Annotated in this window: 20 protein-coding genes; 8 read left to right on the top strand and 12 right to left on the bottom strand. The window is 72.3% G+C overall.

All coding sequences use genetic code 11. The features are described from left to right. Positions 1–116: 116 nt before the first annotated feature. The 7 genes from UA75_RS19295 to UA75_RS34015 all read right to left on the bottom strand — a co-directional run bounded on the left by UA75_RS19295 (position 117) and on the right by UA75_RS34015 (position 7506). Complete coding sequence (locus UA75_RS19295; protein WP_198044176.1) at positions 117–1370, bottom strand: hydroxyacid dehydrogenase; 1254 nt, start codon at positions 1368–1370, stop codon at positions 117–119. Continuing rightward, the gene (locus UA75_RS19290) at positions 1367–2407 is read right to left on the bottom strand and encodes a dihydrodipicolinate synthase family protein (RefSeq protein WP_075741443.1); all 1041 of its coding nucleotides are present in this window, start codon (positions 2405–2407) and stop codon (positions 1367–1369) included. Before UA75_RS19290 ends, UA75_RS19295 begins: the two co-directional genes overlap by 4 nt. Further along, the gene (locus UA75_RS19285) at positions 2407–3429 is read right to left on the bottom strand and encodes an NAD-dependent epimerase/dehydratase family protein (protein ID WP_075741442.1); all 1023 of its coding nucleotides are present in this window, start codon (positions 3427–3429) and stop codon (positions 2407–2409) included. The genes UA75_RS19290 and UA75_RS19285 overlap by 1 nt, the downstream gene beginning before the upstream one ends. Before the next feature lie 9 nt (positions 3430–3438). After that, the gene (locus tag UA75_RS19280) at positions 3439–4332 is read right to left on the bottom strand and encodes a carbohydrate ABC transporter permease (protein WP_083683343.1); all 894 of its coding nucleotides are present in this window, start codon (positions 4330–4332) and stop codon (positions 3439–3441) included. After that, entirely contained in the window at positions 4332–5222 is an 891-nt protein-coding gene (locus UA75_RS19275) for a carbohydrate ABC transporter permease (RefSeq protein WP_075741441.1), read from the bottom strand. The genes UA75_RS19280 and UA75_RS19275 overlap by 1 nt, the downstream gene beginning before the upstream one ends. Positions 5223–5306: 84 nt before the next feature. Next, positions 5307–6548, bottom strand: coding sequence for an ABC transporter substrate-binding protein (locus tag UA75_RS19270; protein WP_075743972.1), 1242 nt, complete (start codon positions 6546–6548; stop codon positions 5307–5309). Between the two features lie 52 nt (positions 6549–6600). After that, positions 6601–7506, bottom strand: coding sequence for a hypothetical protein (locus tag UA75_RS34015; RefSeq protein ID WP_075741440.1), 906 nt, complete (start codon positions 7504–7506; stop codon positions 6601–6603). Between the two features lie 127 nt (positions 7507–7633). Between UA75_RS34015 and UA75_RS19260 the strand changes: the two genes are divergently transcribed. Both UA75_RS19260 and UA75_RS19255 read left to right on the top strand, forming a co-directional pair. After that, the gene (locus UA75_RS19260) at positions 7634–8608 is read left to right on the top strand and encodes an amidohydrolase family protein (protein ID WP_075741439.1); all 975 of its coding nucleotides are present in this window, start codon (positions 7634–7636) and stop codon (positions 8606–8608) included. Beyond that, a complete protein-coding gene (locus tag UA75_RS19255) occupies positions 8605–9324 on the top strand; it encodes an amidohydrolase family protein (RefSeq protein ID WP_075741438.1) in 720 nt (239 codons plus the stop codon). Before UA75_RS19260 ends, UA75_RS19255 begins: the two co-directional genes overlap by 4 nt. Before the next feature lie 326 nt (positions 9325–9650). Here the strand turns inward: UA75_RS19255 and UA75_RS19250 are convergent, their stop codons facing one another. After that, positions 9651–10616 (bottom strand): hypothetical protein, encoded by a 966-nt coding sequence (locus tag UA75_RS19250; RefSeq protein WP_075741437.1) that lies wholly within the window; start codon positions 10614–10616, stop codon positions 9651–9653. 253 nt (positions 10617–10869) lie between these two features. Here UA75_RS19250 and UA75_RS19240 point away from each other — a divergent pair, with 253 nt between their 5' ends. Both UA75_RS19240 and UA75_RS19235 read left to right on the top strand, forming a co-directional pair. Then, positions 10870–12102, top strand: coding sequence for a hypothetical protein (locus UA75_RS19240; protein ID WP_083683340.1), 1233 nt, complete (start codon positions 10870–10872; stop codon positions 12100–12102). Between the two features lie 72 nt (positions 12103–12174). Beyond that, the gene (locus UA75_RS19235; RefSeq protein ID WP_075741435.1) at positions 12175–13455 is read left to right on the top strand and encodes a dihydrodipicolinate synthase family protein; all 1281 of its coding nucleotides are present in this window, start codon (positions 12175–12177) and stop codon (positions 13453–13455) included. 169 nt (positions 13456–13624) lie between these two features. On the opposite strand, the gene UA75_RS19230 is transcribed toward UA75_RS19235, so the two are convergent. Further along, positions 13625–15778 (bottom strand): PQQ-binding-like beta-propeller repeat protein, encoded by a 2154-nt coding sequence (locus UA75_RS19230; RefSeq protein ID WP_157434296.1) that lies wholly within the window; start codon positions 15776–15778, stop codon positions 13625–13627. A gap of 706 nt (positions 15779–16484) precedes the next feature. Between UA75_RS19230 and UA75_RS19225 the strand changes: the two genes are divergently transcribed. The 3 genes from UA75_RS19225 (at position 16485) to UA75_RS19215 (ending at position 18868) form a co-directional block, all read left to right on the top strand. Then, positions 16485–17498: a phytoene/squalene synthase family protein gene (locus UA75_RS19225; protein WP_198042775.1), complete on the top strand. Its 1014-nt coding sequence runs from the start codon at positions 16485–16487 to the stop codon at positions 17496–17498. Continuing rightward, entirely contained in the window at positions 17495–18319 is an 825-nt protein-coding gene (gene uppS / locus UA75_RS19220; protein ID WP_232237325.1) for a polyprenyl diphosphate synthase, read from the top strand. The genes UA75_RS19225 and uppS overlap by 4 nt, the downstream gene beginning before the upstream one ends. Before the next feature lie 99 nt (positions 18320–18418). Further along, complete coding sequence (locus UA75_RS19215) at positions 18419–18868, top strand: nitroreductase/quinone reductase family protein (RefSeq protein ID WP_075741432.1); 450 nt, start codon at positions 18419–18421, stop codon at positions 18866–18868. Positions 18869–19346: 478 nt separating this feature from the next. Here UA75_RS19215 and UA75_RS19205 read toward each other — a convergent pair whose 3' ends face one another. The 3 genes from UA75_RS19205 to prcB form a co-directional block, all read right to left on the bottom strand. Continuing rightward, entirely contained in the window at positions 19347–20285 is a 939-nt protein-coding gene (locus UA75_RS19205; RefSeq protein ID WP_075741430.1) for a transketolase family protein, read from the bottom strand. Next, complete coding sequence (locus UA75_RS19200) at positions 20285–20986, bottom strand: thiamine pyrophosphate-dependent enzyme (protein WP_075741429.1); 702 nt, start codon at positions 20984–20986, stop codon at positions 20285–20287. The genes UA75_RS19205 and UA75_RS19200 overlap by 1 nt, the downstream gene beginning before the upstream one ends. 334 nt (positions 20987–21320) lie before the next feature. Beyond that, positions 21321–22109: a proteasome subunit beta gene (prcB, locus tag UA75_RS19195; protein WP_075743969.1), complete on the bottom strand. Its 789-nt coding sequence runs from the start codon at positions 22107–22109 to the stop codon at positions 21321–21323. Positions 22110–22439: 330 nt separating this feature from the next. Here prcB and UA75_RS19190 point away from each other — a divergent pair, with 330 nt between their 5' ends. Further along, positions 22440–22691, top strand: a complete 252-nt coding sequence (locus UA75_RS19190) for a PASTA domain-containing protein (RefSeq protein WP_075741428.1) — start codon at positions 22440–22442, stop codon at positions 22689–22691. Positions 22692–22843: the final 152 nt, after the last annotated feature.

Below are 22843 nucleotides of genomic sequence, written 5' to 3'. Positions count from 1 at the left end.
TGCGGGCACGGGGGGCGAACGCGGTGATCGGCCTGGGTGTCCCGAGCCGGGGACACACCGGAGACGCGGCCGGGCGCGCGCGGCGGGCGGGCCGGCCGCGCGGCGCCCGTGCCTGCTCACCCGATCCGGTGCCAGTCCGCCGCCGTCACCTCGTGCCGCAGCGTCTCGCCGCGAAGGAACCGCGCGACCTCCGAGACGACGAGGTCGCCCTGGCGTCGTCGGGCCTCGACGGTGCCCGCCGCCTCGTGCGGGGTGAGCAGCACGTTCGGCAGGTCTCGCAACGGATCGTCCTCGGCGAGCGGCTCGTCGTCGAAGACGTCCACGGCGGCGTCGATCCGGCCGGTGCGCAGCTGGTCCAGCAGTGCGACCGGGTCCACCAGCCAGGACCGGGCGGTGTTGACCAGGCCTGCGCCGTCGGGCAGCAGCGCCAGCTCTCGCGCGCCCATCAGGTGTCTGGTCTCCGGCAGCACCGGAGCGTGCAGGGCGACGATCCTGTTCTCGGTGAGCACCTCGTCCAGCGATGCGGCCCGCACGCCCAGCTCCTCGGCGTCGGCCTCGGTCAGGTACGGGTCGGCGACGGTCACCGTCGCCCCGAGCAGCCGCACCAGTCGGATGTACTCCCGTCCGGTGCGGGACGCCCCGACGACGCCGATCCGGCTGGCCGCCAGTTCGTGCCGGGGCGGTGCGTCCTTCGCCCTCGCCCACCCGACGCCCGCGTGCAGCGCGTGGTCGAAGCGTGGCAGCCGATGCAGCAGCGCGAGGGTGAAGGCCAGGGCGACCTCGCCGACCGGGTAGGCCATCGCCGCCCCGGCCTGCGTCACGCGGACGCCGCGCCGCCACACCGCGTCGGTCACGAAGGGCTTCACCGTGCCGCCGGTATGGGCTACGAGTTCGAGCTGCGGCGCCCGCGCCAGCGTCTCCTCGGTGAGGACGGGCGCGCCCCAGCCGGTGATCAGCACCCGCGCGTCCGCAGGCAGCGGATCGGACTGGGCCACGATGCGCAGCGTGCCGAGTCCGGCCAGCGCGGCAAGCGTGCCGAGGTCGTCCGCTGCGCCGCCGACGTCCACACCGGCCCCCGCCGTGCCGCCGATCGGCAGCCGCTCCGCTGGGTCGCCGGAGCCTCGGGGTCGGTCTTCGCCGGATCGCTGCTCGGAGCGCTCTCTCGTGCCTGCTCGCCGCCGGGTCGCTCCGGCCGCGCCTGTCGCGCCGGAGTCGAGCCTCCGCTCGTCGCCGAGGCCGGACCCGCCGCCGCTCATGTCGTCCACAGGAGACAAGGCGGAACCCTGGCCGGGCCCGCCTGTCCCCGCCCCCGTACCCACGCCGAAGAACGCCTCGCGCCACCGCCGAGGCACCGCCACCACGATGCTCATCGCAGCCACCGATCCCGGTGCTCGGCGACGAAGTCGTCGTCGAGCAGCCACGGGTACGCCGTGCGGACCCGGTCGATCTCGGCCGCCTGACCGGGGGAGAGGTCCTCCGCCGGATCGAGACACCAGGTGCCCGCCAGCAGACCCTGCCCGCGCAGCACCTCGTGCACCCCGGCGATGCAGCCGTGGAACGCGTTGTGCACGTCGAAGACCGCGCCGTTGGCGTCGGTGAGCTGCGGGGCACGCTCGACGGCCAGCCGCAGGGCAGCGCCGTCGCCCTGTCTGGCCCGGCGGGCCAGCTCCCAGGTGTGCACCGCGCCCGCCGTCCACACCGCCCACTGACCCAGCAGGCCGCCCACCACCCGGCCCCCGGCGCCGCCGAGGAGATCGAGCAGGATGCTGTCGTCATTGCCGGTGTACAGCGCCACCTCGCCGCCCCGATCGGAGGCGGCCAGCCCCCTGGCGACGTCCAGGGTGCGGTAGCGGTCGAATGGCGCCGCCTTGATCGCCACCACCTGCGGCAGGTCGGCGAGCCGTCGCCAGAAGTCCACCGACAGCCTGCGCCCGCCCACCGCCTCCTGGAGATAGAAGCCGATCACCGGGAGCACCTGTCCGACGGCGGCGGCCCGGTCGATCAGCGCCGCCTCGTCGAGCCGATCGAGCCCGCCGGGGGAGAGCAGCACCGCGTGATAGCCCAGGTCGGCGGCCAGCTCCGCCTCGGCAACGGCCTGCTCCACCGGCCCGCAGGCGCCTGCGATCCGCAGGAACGGGCGGTCGCCGACGTGGGCGTCCATCGTCTCGGCGGCCAGCGCCAACACCGGGCGCAGCAGACCGATCGACGGCTCGCGGATCGCGAACTGGGTGGTGTGCACGGCCACGGCGAGCCCGCCCGCACCCGCATCGACGTAATAGCGGGTCAGCGCGCGTTGGCGACGCTCGTCCAGTCGGCGGTCGGCGGTCAGCGCCAGCGGATGCGCGGGGATCACCGTCCCCTCGGCCAGCAGGGCGGCCTCGGCGGCGGGCAGGGTGGTCGTCGTCATCAGAACCGCCCGTCGCGACGCTGGAACTTCGTCGGCTTGTCCCACAGCGTTCCGCCTGCGGCGATCCACCCGGCCTGCCAGTCGAGCAGCGTGCCCAGCGCCACGTCGGGATAGCCGAACAGGGCGTGGCAGCGGCCCGCGTCGTTGAGCAGCGCGCTGGGGGCCTCCACCCCGGTGAACTCGGCTGCGACGCCGAGCCGTTCGGCGAGTCCGAGGGCGATCCGGCGGGTCGATGCGGTCTCCGGCCCGGTCAGGTTGAGGATCAACGGCGGGCTGCTCGCCCTGGTCAGCGCGCGCAGCGCGACCTCGTTGGCGTAGCGCTGCCAGACGACGTTCACGTGGGAGGTCGTGACGTCGACCGGCGCCCCGGCGGTCAGGGCTCTGGCGATGTCGGCGAGCACCCCGTAGCGGGGTTCGACGGCGTAGTTCAGCCGCAGCACCGCGATCCGGGTTCCTCTGGTGTCCGCCGCGTGCTCCAGGACGCGCTCCCGGCCGAGGCACGCCATCGCGTACTCGCCGACCGGGTCCGGTGCGTCGTCCTCGGTGCAGCCGCCGGTGGTCACCGGAACCAGCGGATAGACGTTGCCGGTGGAGAACGCCGTGATCGCGCTGTCGGCATAGCGGCGGGCGATGAGGGCGGGCAGTGCGGCGTTGACGGCCCAGGCGTGGTGCGGGGCGGCGGCGCTGCCGAACTTGGCGCCCACCATGAACACCACGTTCGCGGCCTCGGGCAGCGCGGTCAGGTCGGCGTCGAGCGTCAGGTCGGCGACGACCGGATCGACGCCCGCCGCCCGCAGTCGGTCGGCGACGGCGGCGTCCGACCAGCGGGACACGGCGTGCACCCGCAGGTCGCTGCGGCCTGCCTCGTCGGCGGCCCGCCGCGCCATCCGGCACAGCGTCGGTCCCATCTTGCCGCCCGCGCCCAGCACCACCAGGTCGCCCGGCCACTGGGCCGCCTCGGCGACCAGCGCGGCCGACGGCGCGGACAACGCCGTCTCCAGTGCGGTCTCGTCGGTGAACATGTCGCTCCTCTATCCCTTGATTCCCACGGCCACGGCGTTGTCGGTGATGTAGCGCTGGCCGACGAGGTAGGCCAGGAAGATCGGCACGAAGGCCACCACCGAGCCCGCGAACACTTGCGACAGCGGGATCTGTTCCGCCTGGAGGGAGGCGATGCCGGTGGTGAGGGTGCGCATCGCCGGGTCCTGGCCGACCAGCAGCGGCCACAGGAAGTCGTTCCAGTGCCACAGGAAGACGAAGATCCCCAGCGTCGCCAGGATCGGCTTGCACAGCGGCAGCACGATGCGGGCGAAGATCCGCCAGTCGCCGCACCCGTCGATGCGGGCCGCCTCGATCAGATCGTCCGGGATGCCCATGATGAACTGGCGCATCAGGAACACCGCCTGCACGTTGGCCAGTCCCGGCAGGATCAGCCCCCAGTAGGTGTCCACCCCGCCCGAGCGGGCGACGAGGATGAATAGCGGGATCAGGGTTACCTGGTAGGGCACCATCAGCATGGAGACCAGCGACCAGAACATCACCTCGCGGCCCTTGAACCGCCGCTTGGCGAAGGCGTAGCCCGCCATCGCCGAGATCAACAGGATCAACACCACCGACACCAGGGCGTAGACCAGCGTGTTGACCATCCACCGCCACACCTCGGGGGTGGCGAAGATGCGGGCGAACGACTCGCCGGAGAGGTCCCACGGCACCAGGCTCGCCGGGAACTCGATCGCGCCGGGCCTGCGCAGCGACAGGACGACCATCGCGTAGAGCGGGAACATCGTGACCAGCGCGCACACCGCCGCGATGAGGTGGGTGAGCACCTTGGCCAGGCCTCGGGGCGCGAACGGGTCGCCCGTGGCGGTGGGCGCGCGGGTGGCCGACGGCCTGGTCAGGCCGGTGATCGTGTCGACGACGGACATCAGGACTCCCTGCCCAGAGTGGCGCGCTGGATGAGGGCGATCACGAGCGTCAGCACGAACAGCACCACGCCGATCGCCCCGGCGTAGCCGAAGTCGAAGTTGACGAAGCTCTCCTGGTAGAGGTCGAACACCAGTGAGTAGGTGGCGTCCACCGGCCCGCCCGAGGTCATCACGTAGATGGTGTCGAAGGCCTGAAAGGAGAACGTCGTCTCGATGATGACCAGGAAGAACACCGCTGGCCGCAGCTGCGGGAGCACCACGTGGCGGAAGCGACGCCATGGCCCCGCGCCGTCGACGACGGCGGCCTCCTCCAGTTCGCGGGGCACCTCCTGGAGTCGGGCCAGGATGATCAGCACGCCGTAGCCGAACCGCGTCCACACCCCCACCAGCGCCACGGCGGGTAGGGCGAAGGTGCCGCTCTCCAGCCAGTCTGTGACCGGGAAGCCGAAGGCGCTCAGCACCGTCGACCACGGGCCACCGCTGGAGAAGATCCAGGTGAACACGACGCCGGCCAGGATGAGACTCGTGACCACCGGCAGGAAGAAGATCGACCGGTACAGCCGCGCGCCCCGGAAGGCCCGTCGGGTCAGCAGCGCCAGGCCGGTGGCGGCGGCGATGGTCAGCGGCACCGAGATCAGCGTGTAGACCAGCGTCACCCGTAAGGCGTTGAGGAAGCCGGGATCGGCGATGAGCCGCTGGTAGTTGAGCAGGCCCTTCCACTCCAGGTTCCCGCCGACGGTGTAGTTGGCGAAGCTCAGCAGCACGCCTGCGATGGCGGGCCCGAAGCGGAACATCAGGAACAGCAGGAAGCAGGGCAGGACGAAGCCGAGCCCGATCCAGCCGGGGGAGAGCGATCTGCCGCGTCGGGCGCGGCGCTCGATGGTCGTCATGGGGACGAAAGACTCCTCGTGGCGAGGCGACGGTGATCCGTCTCCGGACACCGGATGCGGGATTGAGCGACGAGGCCGGGCGGGTCAGCCGGCCAGCAGCGGCTCGGCGACCTGCGCCGCCTCGGCGAGCGCCTCCTGCGGGGACTGCTCGCCGAGCAGCGCGGACTGCACCAGCGGCGCCACGATCTGGAGCACCTCGCGGTAGCGGGAGTTGGGCTCCCCCGGCGTGGTCAGCTCCAGGTACTGCTCGGCCTCGGCGAGCACCGGATCGTCGGGGTAGAGGTCGGTCACCGACTCTCGCGGGGAGAAGTACCCGGCGGCCCGGTTGTAGTCGGACATGACCTCGGTGCTGGTGAGGTAGGCCATCCAGGTCCGGACCGCGTCGGGGTCCCGCGCCTCGTGGAAGACGGCGTAGCCGCCGACCGTCCCGTAGGCGGTCTGGACGGCCCCGGTCAGCGGCGGCGTGATGTGCAGGTGCTCGCTGCCGCCCATCGCCGCGGCCGCCTCGGTGGGGCCCATGTTGTAGACACAGGCGACCCGCCCCCGCGCCATCGGCGACTGGTCGGGCTGGTAGGCCTGGGTCAGCGCGGAGCGGTCGACATACTCCTCGTCCACCAGGGTCTTGAGGAACTCCAGCGCGGCCACGCCTTCCGGGCCGTCCAGGGCGAGATGCTCGCCGTCCTCGGTGAAGACCGTGCCGCCCGCCTGCCACAGGTACTGGTAGAAGTTCATGTTCAGCGCGGCCTGGAGATCGCCCTGGTAATGGGTGGCGTAATAGCCCGCCTCCCGTAGCACGGGCGCGATCTCCAGCAGCTCCTCCCAGGTGCGCGGCGGCTCGACGCCGGTCGCGTCCAGCACTCGCTGATCGCAGGAGCCGACCAGGGCGCTCATCAGGATCGGGGCGACATATGGGGTTCCGTCGATGCTCAACGCCGCCAGCGCGTTGTCCCGATAGTCCGTCATGGTGTCCTCGGGCAGGAAGTCCGAGATCGGGGCCAGGACGTCCTGGGCGTGGTAGCGGCCCACCTGGTCGGGGATGAGATAGCCGACGTCGGGCCCCTTGCCCGCCAGCAGGGCGGTGGTGAGGGTGGCGTCCCGGTTGGACCACGGCTGCGAGACGACCTCCACCCGGATCTCCGGATGCCGCTCGCGGAAGCCCGCCACGGTGCGAGCCCAGAACTCCCGGTCCGCCGCCGGGTCGGTGATGACCGGGTACGTCCACATCGTGACGGTGTCTCGGCCGTCTGCCTGCTGCCCGCAGCCGGTGAGCAGACCGCACACCGAGACCACCGCCGTCAGCACCGCCGCGAGTCGTGTCGCTCGCATGACCACCACCTCCCAATTACGGACAAGACCGTATATTCGAGGTGGTGAGGCGTCAAGAACGAGCCGTCTCGGCGGCCAGGATCGCCGTGTGCAGCACGGCGCGGCTGCGGGCCCACGCCACCTCGCTCGGGGCGCCGCCTGCCATCCGCAGCACCGCGCGCATCGTGCCGCGATAGCCCAGCGCCTCCAGTGGATCGGCGCCGTCGAGCACGGCCTCGACCCGGCCCGTCCTCGTATGCAGTGTGACGGCGTAGCGCTCCGCCGCCCCGACGCCCACCACCTCGACGGTCGCAGGCAGGTCGTCGGGCCCGCGCAGCAGCAGGACGCCGACATCCTCGGAGGCCGTGTCGTGCATCCTGGTCGCGCCCACGCCCGCGACGGGGGCGAGGCCCGTCGCGGGCCGGAGCACCGCGTCCAGCATCTCGATCCCGTGCAGCCCCACCGAGATCAACGTCCCGCCGCCGGTCGCGGGGACGTCCTGCCACCGTCGCTCCGGAGTCAGGAACGCGCCGATGTCGTGGGCCACCTCGGCGCGGGCCGTCAGGACGTCGGCAGGCTCGATCCGGGCGGACAGCGCGGCCACGGCCGGGGCGAAGCGCAGCACCGACGTGGTGAGGAACCGGTCCGGCGCCTGCGCCACGGCCGCGTCCAGTGCGTCGAGCCCGCGCTGGTCGGCGGTCAGCAGCTTGTTGCCGAAGCAGGGCACGCCCGCCGCCAGCACCCGGCCGACCGCGTCCGCCGCAGCGGCGGGCCGCACCGTCACCACGACGACGTCCGGACGGGCGGCCAGCAGCGCGGCGGGGGAGGCGGCCACCCGGCAGGCGTGCTCGGTGCGGAATCGGGCCAGCCGAGCGGGCTCGTCGGACCATACGACGACCTCGTCGACGCCGAGGGAACGCGCGACGCCTGCGTCGGTGAACGGGTGGGAGTGGGCCAGGCCGAGGAATCCGATGCGCATGGCGGCAGTATCACCGCGAGGCCCCGCGCCCGGGGAGTCCTGGCCGGGCCTCGGCCGTCGCATCCTGTCGCCGAGTCGGCCGGGCGGCCCCGAATGATGCGGTCCGCGCGGCTGCTATTTTCCGGTCGTGACCGCAACGGTGTCCGAGGGCGGGCAGGGCGACGGGCCCGCGTTGTTCGACTGCGACCTGCTGCTGGGCCGACATCCGAGCAGCGCGACGGAGTCCAGCCCGGCCTCGCTTCTCGCGCGGCTCGCCGACCTCGGCGCGATCGGCGGGCTCGTGTGCTCGCTGCGCGCCGCGACCCTGCAACTGCGCGCCGGGAACGACGAGGCGCTGGCCGCAGCGCGCGAGCAGCCGAGCCTGGTCGCGGCGGGCACGCTCGACCTGCGTGATCCTTACGCGTCCCTCGCCGAGATCGAGCGTCTCGCCGCCGTCGGGGTCCGCGCCTTCCGTCTGCTGCCGGATGCCCAGCACACGCCGCCGACCGCGCCCGGCCTGCGCCGAATCGCCCGTGAACTCGCCGCCCGAGGCCTCATCGCGCTGGTCGAGGGCGATCTCCGGGTGGTCTGGCCGCCCTTCGCGGGGCTCGATGCCCGGGTGGTGCTGCTCGACGCGCACGCCTACCACCTCGGCGACCTCCGACTGCTCTGCGAGGACGAACCCGGCTTCCATGCGAGCACCCGCCAACTCGTCGGCCCGGACTCCCTGGAGCGCCTCGCCGCGACGGTGGGGGCCGACCGCCTGCTCTTTGGTACCGCGAGCCCGGTCTTCGACGCCGAGCCGGTGGCGTTGCGGCTGCGACGATCCGGGCTGTCCAGGGCCGAGGCGGCGCTGATCGGCGCGGGCAACGCGGCGCGACTGTTCGGCCTGCCCGCGACGCCGGGAGCCGCACTCGGCACGGGCGAGGCCTCGTCGGGTGCGGCCTCGGTGGGCGTGGCATCCGAGGGCGCGGGCCCGTCGTCCGAGCAGCGACGGTCCGCAACGGACTACGGCCCGCCGAACCGGCCCGCGCCGCCCCTGCCCCAGCTCGGCCGGTCAAACCCGCCCGTGCAGCAGGCCGCCAAGCCCGTGCCTGCCTCGGAACCCGGCGGCGCGCGGTGATCGTCGACGTGCACGCCCACGTCGGCGACCAGCCCTTCGACTGCGAGGTGGGCGACCTCGCCGTCACCAGCGCGGTGCTGGACCGGCACGGCATCGACTGCCAGCTGGTCTCCCACACCGAGGCGATCTTCTACGACGCCGTGGCCGGAAATCGGGCACTGGCAGGCCTGCTGCCCCGCGAGCCTCGGCTGCGCGGCATGGTCGTCATCGACCCGCGACGCCTCGCCTCGGCCCGTCGCGACCTGCGTGACCTGCTCGGGGCGGGCTTCGTCGGCGTCAAGATCCATCCGCCGCTGGCGCACGTCCCCATCGCGGCGCCCGAGATGCGGGCGGCGCTGGAACTGGTCGCGGAGCACGACGTCCCCGTGCTGGTGCACACCTGGGGCGAGGACCTGCTCGACCTGGCCGGAGTGGTCGCGGAACTGCCGGGGCTACGGGCGATCGCCGGGCACATGGGCGGCCCGGCCTGGCGGCTCGTCCCGGAGGCCGCCGCGCGGTGCGACCGGCTGTGGTTCGAGCCCAGCCTGTCGCGCGCGCCCGGCGGTCGAGTGCGCTGGGTGCGGGATCGGATCGGCGTCGACCGGCTGTTGTTCGGCACCGACGCCACCCTCACCGATCCCGCCTCGGCTCTCGGTGCCGTCGAGGCCGCGCGGCTGCCCGCCGACGAGCTCGCGGCGGTCCTCGGCGGCAACGCTCGACGTCTCTTTCGGCTGTGACCCGGTGCGACGCGCGGCGGCGGCGATCACCGGCAGCGCGACCGGGCCGCCGCCTCGGCCCGGCGGGGCGAACGGACCGGACACCCGGAACAGGGTCGCCCGGTCCGTGCGCGCCTCTCGTGAACACCGGCCGACGTGTCGATCACGTCGGCCGAACGGCGGCCCTAGAGCCTGTCTTTAATCCCCGCTTCCTGTTGCGCGGGGCAGGCGTGGCGATCAGCGGCGTTGTCGTCGGTCACCATAACTCCGTTATGGCTCCCTCCCCCGCCGTGCACCTCATCCACGCCGATCCCCGCTCACGACGGAGGAGGATCAAAGACAGGCTCTTAGAAGGCGCTGATCTGGAACACCCCGATGTCGTCCGCCGAGGTGCCCTGATCCGGGACCGTCTCGTTCAGCGAGGCCTCCACCGCGACCCAGCCGTGGAATCCGCCGTCGCTGTCGATGATCTGCATCATCGGCTTGACGTGCGAATTGCCGGTGTAGCAGTGCTCCCCTCGGCCGTCGGCCAATGCGGTCCGCCAGTGCCAGAGGGTGTCCCGCCGATCCGTCGCGGTCGGGTTGGCGGTGGCCAGGTAGTACTCGGTGGCCGGCGTCCGCCCGCCCAGGCAGCGCGCGCTGTCACACCGCTGCCAGTCCCGCATCCAGAACGGGCTGCCCGATCCCTCGTCGAGGTAGGGCGTTCCCGCATCGGTCTTCCAGAGGTGGTAGTCGTGATCGAGCGCGGTGTGGTCGTAGGCGGCGATCTCCGCCATCGAGGCGCGGTCACTCCACGCCGCGTTGCTGCCGTACCCGTAGCCGTGCGTCGCGCCGAACGAGCTGCCTCGGAAGCCCAGCGCGGCCAGCCTGCCGTCGATCGGCTCGCTCACCGTCCACTCCTCCCACCCCGCGCCGACCCAGGTGATGCGCAGCACCGAACCGGTCACCGTGTAGGTGCCCTCCAGCCGCTGAGGCGGCGAGGAGGCCTGGAAGCCGTTGGCGGTGTGCACCTCGCACGCCCGCGCCACGCAGTCCACGCCGCGCACGCCGGTTCCGGTCCGCCGCACGCGATTGCGCTGACTCCAGTGGAAGTGCGACTCGAACACCTCGCCTGCCGCAGTGAGCGAGTAGTTGCCCAGCCGGACCCAGTTCTGTCGCGATCCGACGTCCAGGCCGCCGATCGCCACCACGAACCGGTGCATCCCCGCCGGGGCACCGGACTGGGCGACGGCCGAGGGCGCGAGCGTGAGCGCGGCGAGCGCCGTGGCCAGTGCGGTGGCGAGCAGTCCTCGCCAGAATCGGGATCTTCTCATCGATGACCTCCGGTGAGTGGGGTGAGACCCTGCCGAGGCGGCGGGGCCGGGTACGAGGTGGAATCGGCCGAGCCTGCGCCGAACGACGGTCAGTCGAAGGCGGCGGAGCCGAACGAGACCGGGCCGGAGCGGCCGGGCCGAGCCGAGTCGACGTGCCTGGCAGACGTCCGCCGTTCGTGTCGATCGCGCGCCGGTCGAGTGACCGTCGGCAGGCCGTAGAATCTCCCGACGTGATCGAGGGCGAGGGGGCGTCGTGGGTGGACTGACCATCGGGGTGGTCGGGCCGGGCGACCTGGTCGATCCGATCGCGGACGTCGCGGAGGACGGCCGACGAAATCGCGTGGTGCGGATCGCCTACCAGCATGAGGACGACGCCGTGCGGCTGGTCGCCGAGCATCACGACGAGGTCGACGCCTGGCTGTTCACCGGTGTGGTGCCCCACACCGTCGCCGAGGCCGCCGATGTCGTCGGACATCCGGCCGAGCACGTCTCCTACAGCGGCGTGACGCTGCTCAGCGACGTCATCCGGCTGCTGCGCGACGGCCGGGAGATCCGGGCGTTGAGCGTCGACACCCTGGAAGCCGCCGAGGTTCGCGAGACCCTGGCCGCCGCGGGCCTGGAGACGACGGCGACGGAGATCCTGGAGTATCGCTTCGGCCAGACCGGTCAGGACGTGGTGGCCTTCCACCGCAGGGCCGTCGAGCGGCTCGGCCCGGACACGGTGATCCTCACCTGCCTGGGCTCGGCCTTCACGGCGCTGCGCTCCGAACACCCGACGGTGCGGATGGTCCCCTCGCAGCGGGACACCCGCGAGGCGGTCGCGTCGCTGGTCCTCAAGACCCAGAGTCACCGCTACTCGGACGCACAGGTCGCCGTCGGCCTCGCCGAGATCGACGGCGACGACGCGCCGCTGACCGGGCTGTTCAGCCGCCTCGGTGCCAGCCGATTCCAGCTGGGCGAGGGACGGTCGGCCTTCGTCACCACCCGAGGCCCGCTGTGGACGGTGACACACCGGTTCACCCGGCTGCCGGTGCTCGCGGAGCTGGCCGAGCACGCCACCCGCGTGCACGTGGGCATCGGTATCGGACGGTCGGCGATGGCCGCCGAGTCGGCGGCCCGCACCGCGCTGGGCAAGGCCGTCGATGCGGGCCCCGTCGCCGCCTCCCTCGTCCTGCCCAACGAGGCGCCCAGAATGCTGTACGCCCAGGAGGCGGGACCCGCTCTCGTCGAACCGGCCGCAGATCTGCGGCAGCTCGCCGGTCGGGCGGGGGTGAGCACGCGGACGCTGCTGGTCATCCGCGATCTCCTCGAGCGCACTGAACGGGCCGAGGTCACCGCACACGACGTCGCCGAAGCCTTCGGCATCCACGAACGCAGCGCTCGGCGACTGGTCAAGCAGTTGGAGCGGGCGGGCATCGCGGTGCCGAGCGGCAGGCGGATCAGCGGACCGGGCCGACCGCTGGTCGTCTACGAACTGACCCTCTGAGAATCCGTCGGGCTCTGGTAGAGAGTCCAGATGGCGACACAGCAGACCCCGTCGACCCTGCGGAGCTCGACGATGCCACGGCAAGCGCGGCCGCTGCCTGCGACCGAGGCCCTGATCACGGCGTTGCGTCATCGCCTGCTGCCCGCCGTGCTGACCCCGATGTCCGCCGACGGCCGGGTCGATCTCGCCGAGCTGGAGCGCTATGCGACCCGGCTCCTCGGGGACGGCCGAGGCGGCGCAGCCTGCGGCGCGGCGCCGCAGCGGGCGTCGGAGATGCGCACGCGCCCGGCGGGCCGGGGTGCGCCGTCCGACGGCGTGGTCCGCGACGCCGGAGCAGGCGCAGGGGGGCCGCGCAGCTCGGATGCGGCTGCCCTCGGCGGTTCCGGCGCGGACGGCGGCGGAGGGCTGAGCCCGGCGGCGCGCGATCAGTCCGATGTGGACGGCGGCGAGCACGGCGAGCCCGATGCCGAGGGAGCCTCGCGAGGAGAAGGGGACGCCTGCGGCCTCGGCGACGCCGACATCCTGGGCGGCGTCGCCGTCTGGGCGCACACCGGGCGCGGTCTGCGCTTGGCCCGCCCCGACCGGCTGCGGGTGCTGGACACCTTCCGCCAGGCGACGGCCCTGCCGATCGTCGCGGGCGTCGGAGTGCCCGCCGAGGGCACCGGCACCTCGGCGGACGAGACCGTGCGGATGGCGGTGGACGCCGCCGAACACGGCGCCGACGCGGTGATGGTCTACCCCCCGTCCGCCCTGCGGGGATCGGTCCACCGGGACGCCGAGGTGCTGCGGCTGCACGAGCGCGTCGCCGAGGCCGTCGACCGGCCCGTGATCGGGTTCTACCTGCACGGCGAGGCAGGCGGCTACGAGTATCCGCCGTCGCTGCTCGCCGAACTGTCGGCGCTGCCCGCCGTCGCGGGCGTGAAGCTGGCCACCCTGGACCGGGCGATGGCCTGCCAGGACGCCATCGGCGAGATCCGGCGGCACGACCGGCTCGCGATCACCGGCGAGGACCGAATGTTCGGGCCGTCGCTGATGTGGGGCGCCGACACGGCCCTGGCGGGCATCGCCGCCGCGCGGCTGGACCTGACCGCCTCGGTGCTGCGGTCCTGGAACGACGGTGCGCATGCGGCCTTCCAGCGGGATTCGGCCGCGTTGGACCGGTTCGCCGCCGTGACGTTCCGCTCGCCCATCGAGGGATACGTACAGCGCATGTTCTGGGCGGCGGTCCATGAGGGTCTCCTCTCCGAGCACGCCGCGCACGATCCGTTCGGCCCACCACTGCCGCCGCACGAACGACACGCCGTGTCGGCCTGTCTCGATGTGCTCCCGGCTCGGAGCCGAGCGGCCGACTAGGCCCGGGCGGCCGGGCGAGTCGGCCGCCCGGCACCCGGGCGCGGTCTGCGGCGGAGGGCGTCCCGGCGTCCCGGCGTCCCGCGTCCGCCGCCGGGGCGAGAGCGCGCAGGACGCCGTTCGAGGCGGGGCATCCCCGTCGCTCCGGCGCCGCCCGGCCCGCGTCGACCGGTCAGCTCGGCCGGTACCGCAGCAGTTCCGCCCCGTCGTTGGCGAAGACGTCACCGTTGGAGTGCACGAACATCCGGTAGACGTCCCGATCGCTCAGGACTTCCAGACTCCCGTCCGCCGCGTCGATCCTGGCCAGTCCCACGCCGGGCATCGAGGCGTAGAGACTGCCGTCGACGGCGTTGAAGTCCAGGTCGGCCAAGGCGTAGCCGCCGTCGACCGGCCAGGAGTACTCGGCGTGTCGCTGCGAGCCGAGCAGCGTCCCGTCGGTCGGGTCCACCTGGAACACCAGCCCGGCGGTGACGCCCCACAGCCTGCCGTCGTCGTCGAAGGTCAGGTCGGACACGGTGCGCTCGGCGGACACCGGAACCGTCTCCCACAGCTTCTCGCCGCTTGCCACGTCCCAGGCCAGCAGTCGCGCGTCGGTCTCGGTCTCCACCGCGCCGTACCCGCCGTAGACGGAGGTGCCGAGGTAGAGCACGCCGTCGCGATAGGCCAGTGCCATCACGCTCTGGTCGGTCACCAGGTCGGAGTGCACCTCGCTCAGGCCGGCGGCGGTGTCTTGCAGCACCAGGGAGCCGCCGAGATAGCCGCTCTTGTTCACCGTGCCGATCGCGATGGTGTCCTCGCCCGCCTCGACGAGTGCGAAGGTCCGATCGCCGAAGGAGTCGTCGCCGTTGAGGACCTCGGCGGGGTTGATCTTCCCGCCGTCGTCGATGTTGGCCCACTCCCAGGGCTGGTCGCGGTCCCATTCGTAGACGCGGCCTCGTGGGTAGGCACCGAGGTACACCCCGTCGTCGGTGGTGAGCATGCCCATGACCTCGGAGAAGCGCTCCGACTCCAGCACCTCGCCCGTCTCGGCGTCGACCATGGCGAAGGCGCCGGTCCCGGTGCCGCCGGTGAGTACCGAGCCGTCCGGTCCCTCGGCCAGCGACCGCATCCGGACCGGGTTCAGCTCGATGTCGGAGGCGAAGAGCCGATGGGCGCCGGTGGTCGGGTTGAACCAGAAGACCTCGCCGGTGAGCAGCAGGCCGATCACGGACTGGCCGGGGAACTCGGGGTCGGCCAGCTCGCCGAGTCCGAGCGAGCGGAGCTGCGCGGTGTAGGGGAAGACCAGCTCGGTCGGGGCGGCCTCGCCGGTGGCGATGTCATAGCCGGTGAGCACGCCGTCCTGGGAGAAGTACACCCGCCCGTCCTCGGCGGCGGGCGTGACGTCCAGACCGCTGACGCCGGGGAACTGCGCCAGCCATTCCCCGCTGGTCAGGTCGCGGACCAGCAGGGTGCCGTTGAGCCCGGTCTTGGTGACGCGGACGAAGAGCAGGTCGCCGACCACGTTGACGTCGTAGACGACCTGATCGAGATCGGTGCCCTCGGGCAGCGCGACCTCCTCGCGGTCCCCGCTGACGACGTCGATCGCCACCAGGTGCGCGTGCGGCTGCGTGCCGGTGAACAACGTGTCGCCGTACAGGCCGACGCTGCGGACATAACTCTGTCCCTCGGCGACGGTCCCGTAGTCGCGCAGCTCGGCGGTGGCCGGGTCGTAGCGGAAGGCCTTGCCGTTGGGGTAGGTGCCGCCGTAGACGACGCCCGCCTCGTCGAACGCCAGCTTGTAGAGGTGGCTCTCGGAGGGGAAGAGTCTGCCGTGGTCGTCCAGTTCGTCGGAGCCGGGCTCCCAGCGCAGCAGCCTGCCCGCGCTGGTGGTCGCGATCCAGACCCCGCCGTCGGGCGCCACCGCCACGCCGTAGGAGTGCGCGCCCCGGCCGAGGTCGATGCTGTGCTTGACCGCTCCGGTGTCCCCGTGCAGCACGGAGAACACGCCCATGTTGTCATCGCGGCTGGACACCGTGTAGATCTCCGGCGTGCCGTCCGCCGCGATGCCGACGGCTCCGCCGATCGTGGTGGTGGCCAGCATCGGCGTGCCGAGCGAGACCACCTCCGCGGCATCGGCGGACACGGCGGGGACCGACGGTGCACGATCGTCGCCCGGCGTCGGTGCGGACCGTGTCGGGCCTGCCGTCGCCGGATCGGGGACGGCCAGCGCGGGCTGCGCCGAGACGGCTGCCGTGGCGGACAGCGCGAGGATCGCCGCGAAGGCGGCGGCCGTGCGGCGCGGGCGCCGGGGCACGCCGAGGGCTCCTGGGCGTGAGGGGATCGGCATGGCTGGCTCTCCCTTGTGTGACGACGGCTGCGCGCCGACGGCCTTTAAGGACGGGACCGAAATTAGCCACGCTTCGGCGGGGAAGTCAAGGAATCGGGCTGTGCAGGAGGGGTCCGGGATCTGCGTCGAGCGCGGGTCGATCACGGTTCCTCGGCGCCGTCCGTTGTGGACGAACGCGGCCGATCGCATCCCGCATCGCTCTGCCGCAGATCGCGATTCCTCGGCACCCGGTCGACCATCACCCCGACGGCACCGAATCATGATCGATCGTGTGATGGCAGGTGGGGGAGTGCCTCGTTAACTTGGTCTTGTGGGGCCGGTACGGCAACCGGTCGTTCGGACTCGGACCCGGCCGAGTTCTCGTGTCGTACCAGGTGATCGGCCACCTGCCCGTGCCGTCGGGCCGATGGCACGGTGTCCTTCTCGGGGTTCCGCCGGGGGTTCCTCCCCGGGTCCCTCTCGACGTCCCGACAGTGGGTGCGGGTCGGCGGGCGGGTCCTTCGGTGCCCCGGCTGATCTCTGCCCGTCCTCCGACCCGGTCGTCGCCCTGCCCCCTCTCCTGCGCTGCTCCCTTCCAGCCCGCCGTACCGGGCCCACCGGCGGGCGCCCCGGCCTGCCTGGTGTTCGTCGCCCGCTCTGACGTGACCACGAGAGCCCGGCTCGGTCATCCCCGAACTCTGTGAGGTCACCGACGATGGCGGTGCACATGGCACCTGTGAGGAGCGTCGATCCGGCACTCCGCGAGTCCTATGCGTTGTGTCGGCGGGTTCATGCGACGCACCGCCCGACCTACCTGGCAACCCGACTGCTGCTGCCGCCGTCGATCCGGCCGCACGCGCACGCCCTGGTGGCCTTCGTCGCCGCCAGCGATCGGGTCGCCGACGTCGGCGAGCTCCGCGTGCGCGAGCGTGCCTTTCGACGCTGGTCCGCCGCCTCGATGGACGAGCTCAGACGGGGCGAGAGCCGTCATCCGCTGCGCCGTGCGCTGATCAACACCAGCCGAGTCCACGATCTGCGGCCCGAGTTGTTCCTCCGGTTCCTGGAGGCGACCCGCGCGGATCTGACGGGTACCACCGAGTTCCCGACCTTCGAGGACCTCCGCCGTTTCCTGCGCGGTGTCTGCGGGACGGCCGCCGTCGCGGGCACCCGCCTGATGGGCAGACCCGATCCCGAACTGGAACGGCTGGCCCTGCTGACTGGGGAGGTGCATCACCTCATCGACATCTTCTGCGACTATCCGGAGGATCTGCCCCAGGGCCGGGTGTACGTGGCCGTGGAGGACATGAACCGGGTGGGCGTCGACCGGGCGACCCTGCGGCGAGGGATACCGAGCCGTGCGCTGGATGCGCTGGTCCGGCAGCAGGTGTGGCGTGCGCGCAGCCTGCATCGTGAATCGGTCGGGCTCGTCAGTCTCCTGCCGGTTCACTATCGCTCGTTCGCCCTGGCCGCGATGGAGATCCATGTCGAGTACCTCGACCTCGTGGAGCGAATGGGGTCCCGAGTGCTGCGTGACCGGGCCGCGGTGAGTCGCCCGAGGCTCGCGCGGCTCGCCTTGCCCCACCTCCTGTTCGGCGGAGGCCGGGTCCGCGCGGACAGCGGTCGATTCCCGCTGCTCGGCCGCGACAGCGCACGCGGAGCCAGGCCTCGTCACCTCGCGCCGGTGCATGACGGCTGGACCGTCCCGCCGCGGGGCCCCCTGCGTAAGGAGGACACCCCGTGAGCCTGCCCGCCGTGCCTGCGCCCGGCCCAGGGCGGCACCTGCCGCCGCCTGCCCATTCCTCCGGAGCACGGGCGCCGAGGATTCCGCCACACCGGCTGCCGCGACACGTCGCGATCATCATGGACGGCAACGGACGCTGGGCCGCAGGGCTGGGCGCGGCCCGCACCCGGGGGCATCGCAGCGGATCGCGAGCGATGATCGACGTCGTCGACGGGGCGCTGGAGGTCGGCCTTGCGCAGCTCAGCCTGTATGCGTTCTCCACGGAGAACTGGGGACGGCCCGCCGCCGAGGTCGACGGGATCATGCTGTTGTTGCACGAGGTGCTGCGGTCCAACCTCCGACGATGGCATGAGCAGGGCATCCGGGTGCTCTGGTCGGGCCGTCGTACCCGCGCTGCCGCCGGAATTCGCACCGAACTCGAGGCCGCCGAGTACCTCACCCGAGACAACGAGCTGCTGACCGTCGCGGTCTGCTTCGACTACGGCAGTCGCGCCGAGCTGCTCGACGCGGTCCGGCTGTTGGCCGTCGACGTCGCGACGGGGCGCGTCGAGCCCGTTGCACTCCAGGAGGAGGATCTCGCGGGCTACCTGTACCAGCCGGACATGTCGGAGATCGACCTGTTGGTGCGCACCGGAGGCGAGCAGCGCATCAGCAACTTCCTGTTATGGCAGGCGGCCTACGCCGAATTGATCTTCGAACAGACGCTGTGGCCGGACTTCGACCGCCGCGATCTGTGGCGTGCGGTGCAGGCCTACACCCGTCGGCAGCGCCGGTTCGGCGGGTCCGGAGCGGGTGATCCCGGTGTGACGGCGGCGGGGTGAGTCGGCGGCACTTCGCGATCACTGACGGCGGCGTGGTTGCGTCGGCGCTGCCTCGGATGCCCGGCGCGCGAGCAGACCGGGGCGGGCTAGCGTTGATGTGTGAATGCACAACGAGTCCTGCAGTGGATCACCTCGGCGCATCAGACGGTCTATCAACGCACGGACGGTCGGCTGGGCCACCGGCTGCTGACCCGGCCGACCCTGCTGCTGACCACCACGGGACGTCGCAGCGGAATGCCCCGCACGGCGTGCCTGGTGTACGCGAAGGACGGCGAGGACCACCTCGTGGTGGCCTCCAACTGGGGGTCCGAGCGCGCCCCGGCCTGGCTCCACAACCTGCGGGCCGCACGGCGATCGGAGATCCAGGTGGCGCGGCGGCGGACGGCGGTCACCGCCGAGGAGTGCTCGCCGGACCACCCCGACCATCCGCGGCTGTGGGAGATCGTCAATCGAGTCAATCGGGACCTCTACCGGCAGTATGCGAAGAAGCTGCGTCGTCCGCTGTCGGTGATCCGGCTGACTCCCGTGACCGGTGCGGCGCACGACTGAGCCTGCCGACGCTGTCGACCGGCAGGCTGCATCAGACGTGACCTCGGCGTAGCCGGGCGGCTCGCGACGTCCTCGTTCACCAGGCGCGGCATCGTGCGTCGCGCCGGCCTGCTACGGATCGGCCCGCGCCGAGGTCCTGCGCACGGCGTCGGTCACCCTCGCCTGGCAGCAGGAGAGGGGCGTCGATCGGCGTCCAGGCGCGCGGACGCGGGCACTCCGACCGGAGCCCGCTCGGCGTTCGGTGTCCTGGGGCGAGATCCGGCGCGGGACGCCGTTGTCGTCGGCGCCATGGTTCAGCTGATCCGTGGGAGTACGCCCGCGGATCAGCCCAGCGCGCGACCGTCGCCGCACCTTGTCCACGACCACGTCGATCTCGCCGCTGGCCGGGCCGTCCGCCGGGGCCGCCGCCATGACCGGCAGCCGACCGGCAGGCCCGATCAGTCAGCCCGGTCTGCCCGTGCCGCTGCGTCCCTTCCGATCAGTCCAGCTCGGTCACGAACGCGGTGACGGCCCGGCGCAGCCCTGCTTCGTCGATCCCATGCACCGCGTCGTGCTCGGCCGGGGTCCCATACCGGCGCAGCTCGTCCCGGCCGACGCCGAGCCCCAGGACCCGGTGCCGCACGCCGCGCAGCGCCTCGGCGACCACTGCGGAGGATGTGCCGCGCAGATAGGGCTCGATGATCACGACGTCGGGAGTGTCGAGTGTCGCGCGCAGCGTCTCGGCGTCGAAGGGCCGGACCGTGGCCGCGTAGAGGACGGTGACGTCCAGGCCTGCCGTGGCCGCCAGGGTGCGGTCGGCAAGCGGTCCCACCGCGATCACCGTGGCTCGCGAGCCACGCCGCAGTACTCGCAGCCGCCCGTCGGCGCCGCCGAGCGGCCGGGCGTTGCCGTCCGATGCCAGCCGCAGATAGATCCGATCGTCGCCCGGCAGCGCCGCACGCAGCAGTGCCTCGGCCTCGTCCGGGTGGCCCGGCACGTGCACGGTCCAGCCTGCGAGCGTGTCGAGCAAGGCCACGTCGCGATGGCCGAAGTGCGTCTCGCCGCCCTTCGGCCAGTCGTAGGAGGCGCCCGCACTGACGAGCACGGCACCGACGTCTTGGTGCCCGAGGTCGAGCTTGACCTGCTCCCACGGACGTTCGATGAGGAAGGACGGGAAGGTGTGCACGATCGGCCGCATGCCCGCGAGCGCGAGCCCGCCCGCGACCCCGATCAGCAGCTGCTCGCGGATTCCGACGTTGACGATGCGGTCGGCGATCGGTGGCGGCGCCTCCGCCAGATAATTCACGCCGATCTCGGCGAGCACGGCCGCCAGCCGGTCGTCTTCGGCGAGCAGTCGGGGGAGCAGCCGAGAGAAGCGTTCCCGCTGATTCTCGGTGGGCGTGGCGGGGTCGGCAGCGGTCGTGGCCTGGGCACTCATCAGGACTCCTTGGACTCGACGTGGGCGACGACGACGTGCGGTCGGTCGCCGGGTGCGGCGGCGAAGGCGCGCTCCAGCGCGTCGTGGTCGTGCCCGTCGGCGTCGTGTGTCGACCAGCCTTCGACGGCGAACCGAGCGGCGATCCCGCCCGGCCAGCCCGCCGAGGCGGAGGCGTTGTCGATGACCACCGCCGTCAGGTTGCCGAGGTTCCGGCGACCCGCGACCTGGATCGCCTCCGCGTTGCTGCCCTCCTCCAGTTCGGCGTCACCGACGAGGACGACGACGGCGGACCGGTCCCGTCCGGTCATGCGCAGCCCGAGAGCCGTGCCGACGGCCAGCCCCATGCCGTGGCCCAGCGATCCGGAGCTGATCTCGACGCCGGGGACCAGGGTGCGATCCGGGTGATAGCCCAGCGGCGAGTCGAAGCCGCCGAAGCCGCGGAGGTCGTCGACGGCGAGGAAGCCCTTCGCGGCCAGCACCGCGTAGTACGCCATCGGGCCGTGTCCCTTGGACAGCAGGAAGCGATCGCGGTCGGGATCGTCGAGACGATCGGGTGCCACCCGCAGAATCCGGTCGTACAACACCCAGATGGCGTCCAGCGTCGAGGTGGCGCTGGCGTCGTGCTTCTCGTCTCCCGTCATCAGGGTCAGCAGGGCGGGCAGATCCTCGTAGTCGTGTGGAGATCCGTTCGGTGAACTCATGCGGCCAGCATTCAACCTCAAGAATGGTTCAGGTCAAGGGAACTCACCGGAAAGAGGGGCGGCGGAGTCTCGGCGAAGTCGACGGTGCCGGGCACGGCGATGTGTGCGTCGCGCGGGCCGGTCCCGCCGCCCGACTTCGGCCGACGTCGGAGCGTCAGCGGCCGCCGACGTGACCACGGCAGGCGGCGGCCGACGGTGGCGAGCCGGACACCGGAGGGACCACATCCCCGGCTCGGCCGCACCGCCGAACCACCGGAAGCCGCGTGCCGAAGAGATCACGTGCGGCCGCGAGTCCCGCCTGCCCCGGCGTCGCCGAACGCGACGCAGCCTCGGATCAGTCGCTCGACGGCGTGGCGAGGGCGATCAGCTCGTCCTCGGGGATCTCCGCGTAGCCGTCCTCGGTGATGGCGGCGACGACGGGATAGCGCCCGCCCGCCGCGTCCGGTCCGCCGGTGGCCGTGTCGTCGTCGGCGGCGTCCACCAGCGACTCCACCGCGATGCGCGCCGCCTCGTCGCGGGACAGACCCGGCCGGTACAGCTTCTTGAGCGAGCTGAGGGCGAACTGGCTGCCCGACCCCGCGCCGCCGAAGTCGCTCTTCTCCGATCTGGACCCGGTGATGTCGAAGGTGAAGATCCGGCCCGCCGCCTCATGATGGTCCCAGCCCGCGAACAGCGGCACCACGGCGAGCCCCTGCATGGCCTGCGCCAGGTTGCCGCGCATCATCACCGAGATGCGGTTGACCTTGGCGGGCAGGCTCAGCGCGACGCCTTCGATCTTCTCGTAGTGCTGGAGTTCCACCTGGAACAACGCCACCATCCGCGTGGCGACGCCGACCGTGCCTGCGAAGGCGATGCCGGAGTGGCTGTCGGCGGGCTCGATCTTGCGCAGGTCGCGCTGGGCGATGAGGTTGCCCATCGTGGCCCGGCGGTCGCCCGCCATGATCACGCCGTCGCGATAGTGCAGCGCGAGCACGGTCGTGCCGTGTCGATACGACTCGTCGACCGAGGCGGCCTGATGCTGCGGCAGCGACTGCGGGGCATGCTCCCGCACCAGCTGGTAGAACGACGTTCCGCCGATCGACATCAGCGCGGTCTGCGGGTCCGAGAACCCCTGCGGTGCCATCGGCGTCACGGCCTGTCCTCTCGTTCGAAGCTCGCAGGCACGACGTGCACTCGCGCGGGTGTGAGCAGTGTCGAAGACCGTGATCACCGTATCGTCACGGCCCGACGGACACCAGCGCGCAGGCAGGCATCGTGCGGGGCGCCGCAGGTCGCCCGCCGGGGATCATCCGGCGTCGCCTGCCCGCCTCGATCCACCTCGGGCAGGCGCGCGCAGCGGCCCCGGCCTGCCGGGCGGCGGAGGCGCCCAGCGCCGACCGGCGGCGTGGATTACCCGAGATGGTCCCTGCCGACGGCAGCCGATTCGCGGGAGTCTCATCCTGGGAGGTGGTACATGACACAGCCGCGCCCCGACGCGACGCGGGCCGAGGTGCCCGGCCTCGTCGGTCGCACCGTGCCCATGGCGATCGCGCTCGGCCACGACGCCGGGCTGGTGGTCACGGCCGCCGATCTCGACGGTCCGCCGCTGACCGTCCTGGCCTGGCCGGGCGTCTGGGTCGTCACCGCGCAGGAGCCAGGGCCGGGCACGCTGCTGCGCAGGGGATCGATCGTCGTGGTCGAGTTCCAGAAGGAGGCCGACGCGTAGGCCCTGCCTCGCCCGCGCGCTGCCGGGGACCCCGGCTGCCCGTACCGGTCCGGCCCTTCTCCGGCGGGCTCCGACGTCGGACTCGAGCCGATCAGGGCCGGACGCGCGCCCTGCGCGCCGGACGCCGGAGGGGCCCCGCGTGGGCAGGACCC

It is taken from the genome of Actinoalloteichus sp. GBA129-24 (genome assembly GCF_001941645.1).
Lineage (GTDB): Bacteria > Actinomycetota > Actinomycetes > Mycobacteriales > Pseudonocardiaceae > Actinoalloteichus_A > Actinoalloteichus_A fjordicus.
This window is presented reverse-complemented; position numbering and strand designations above follow the sequence as displayed.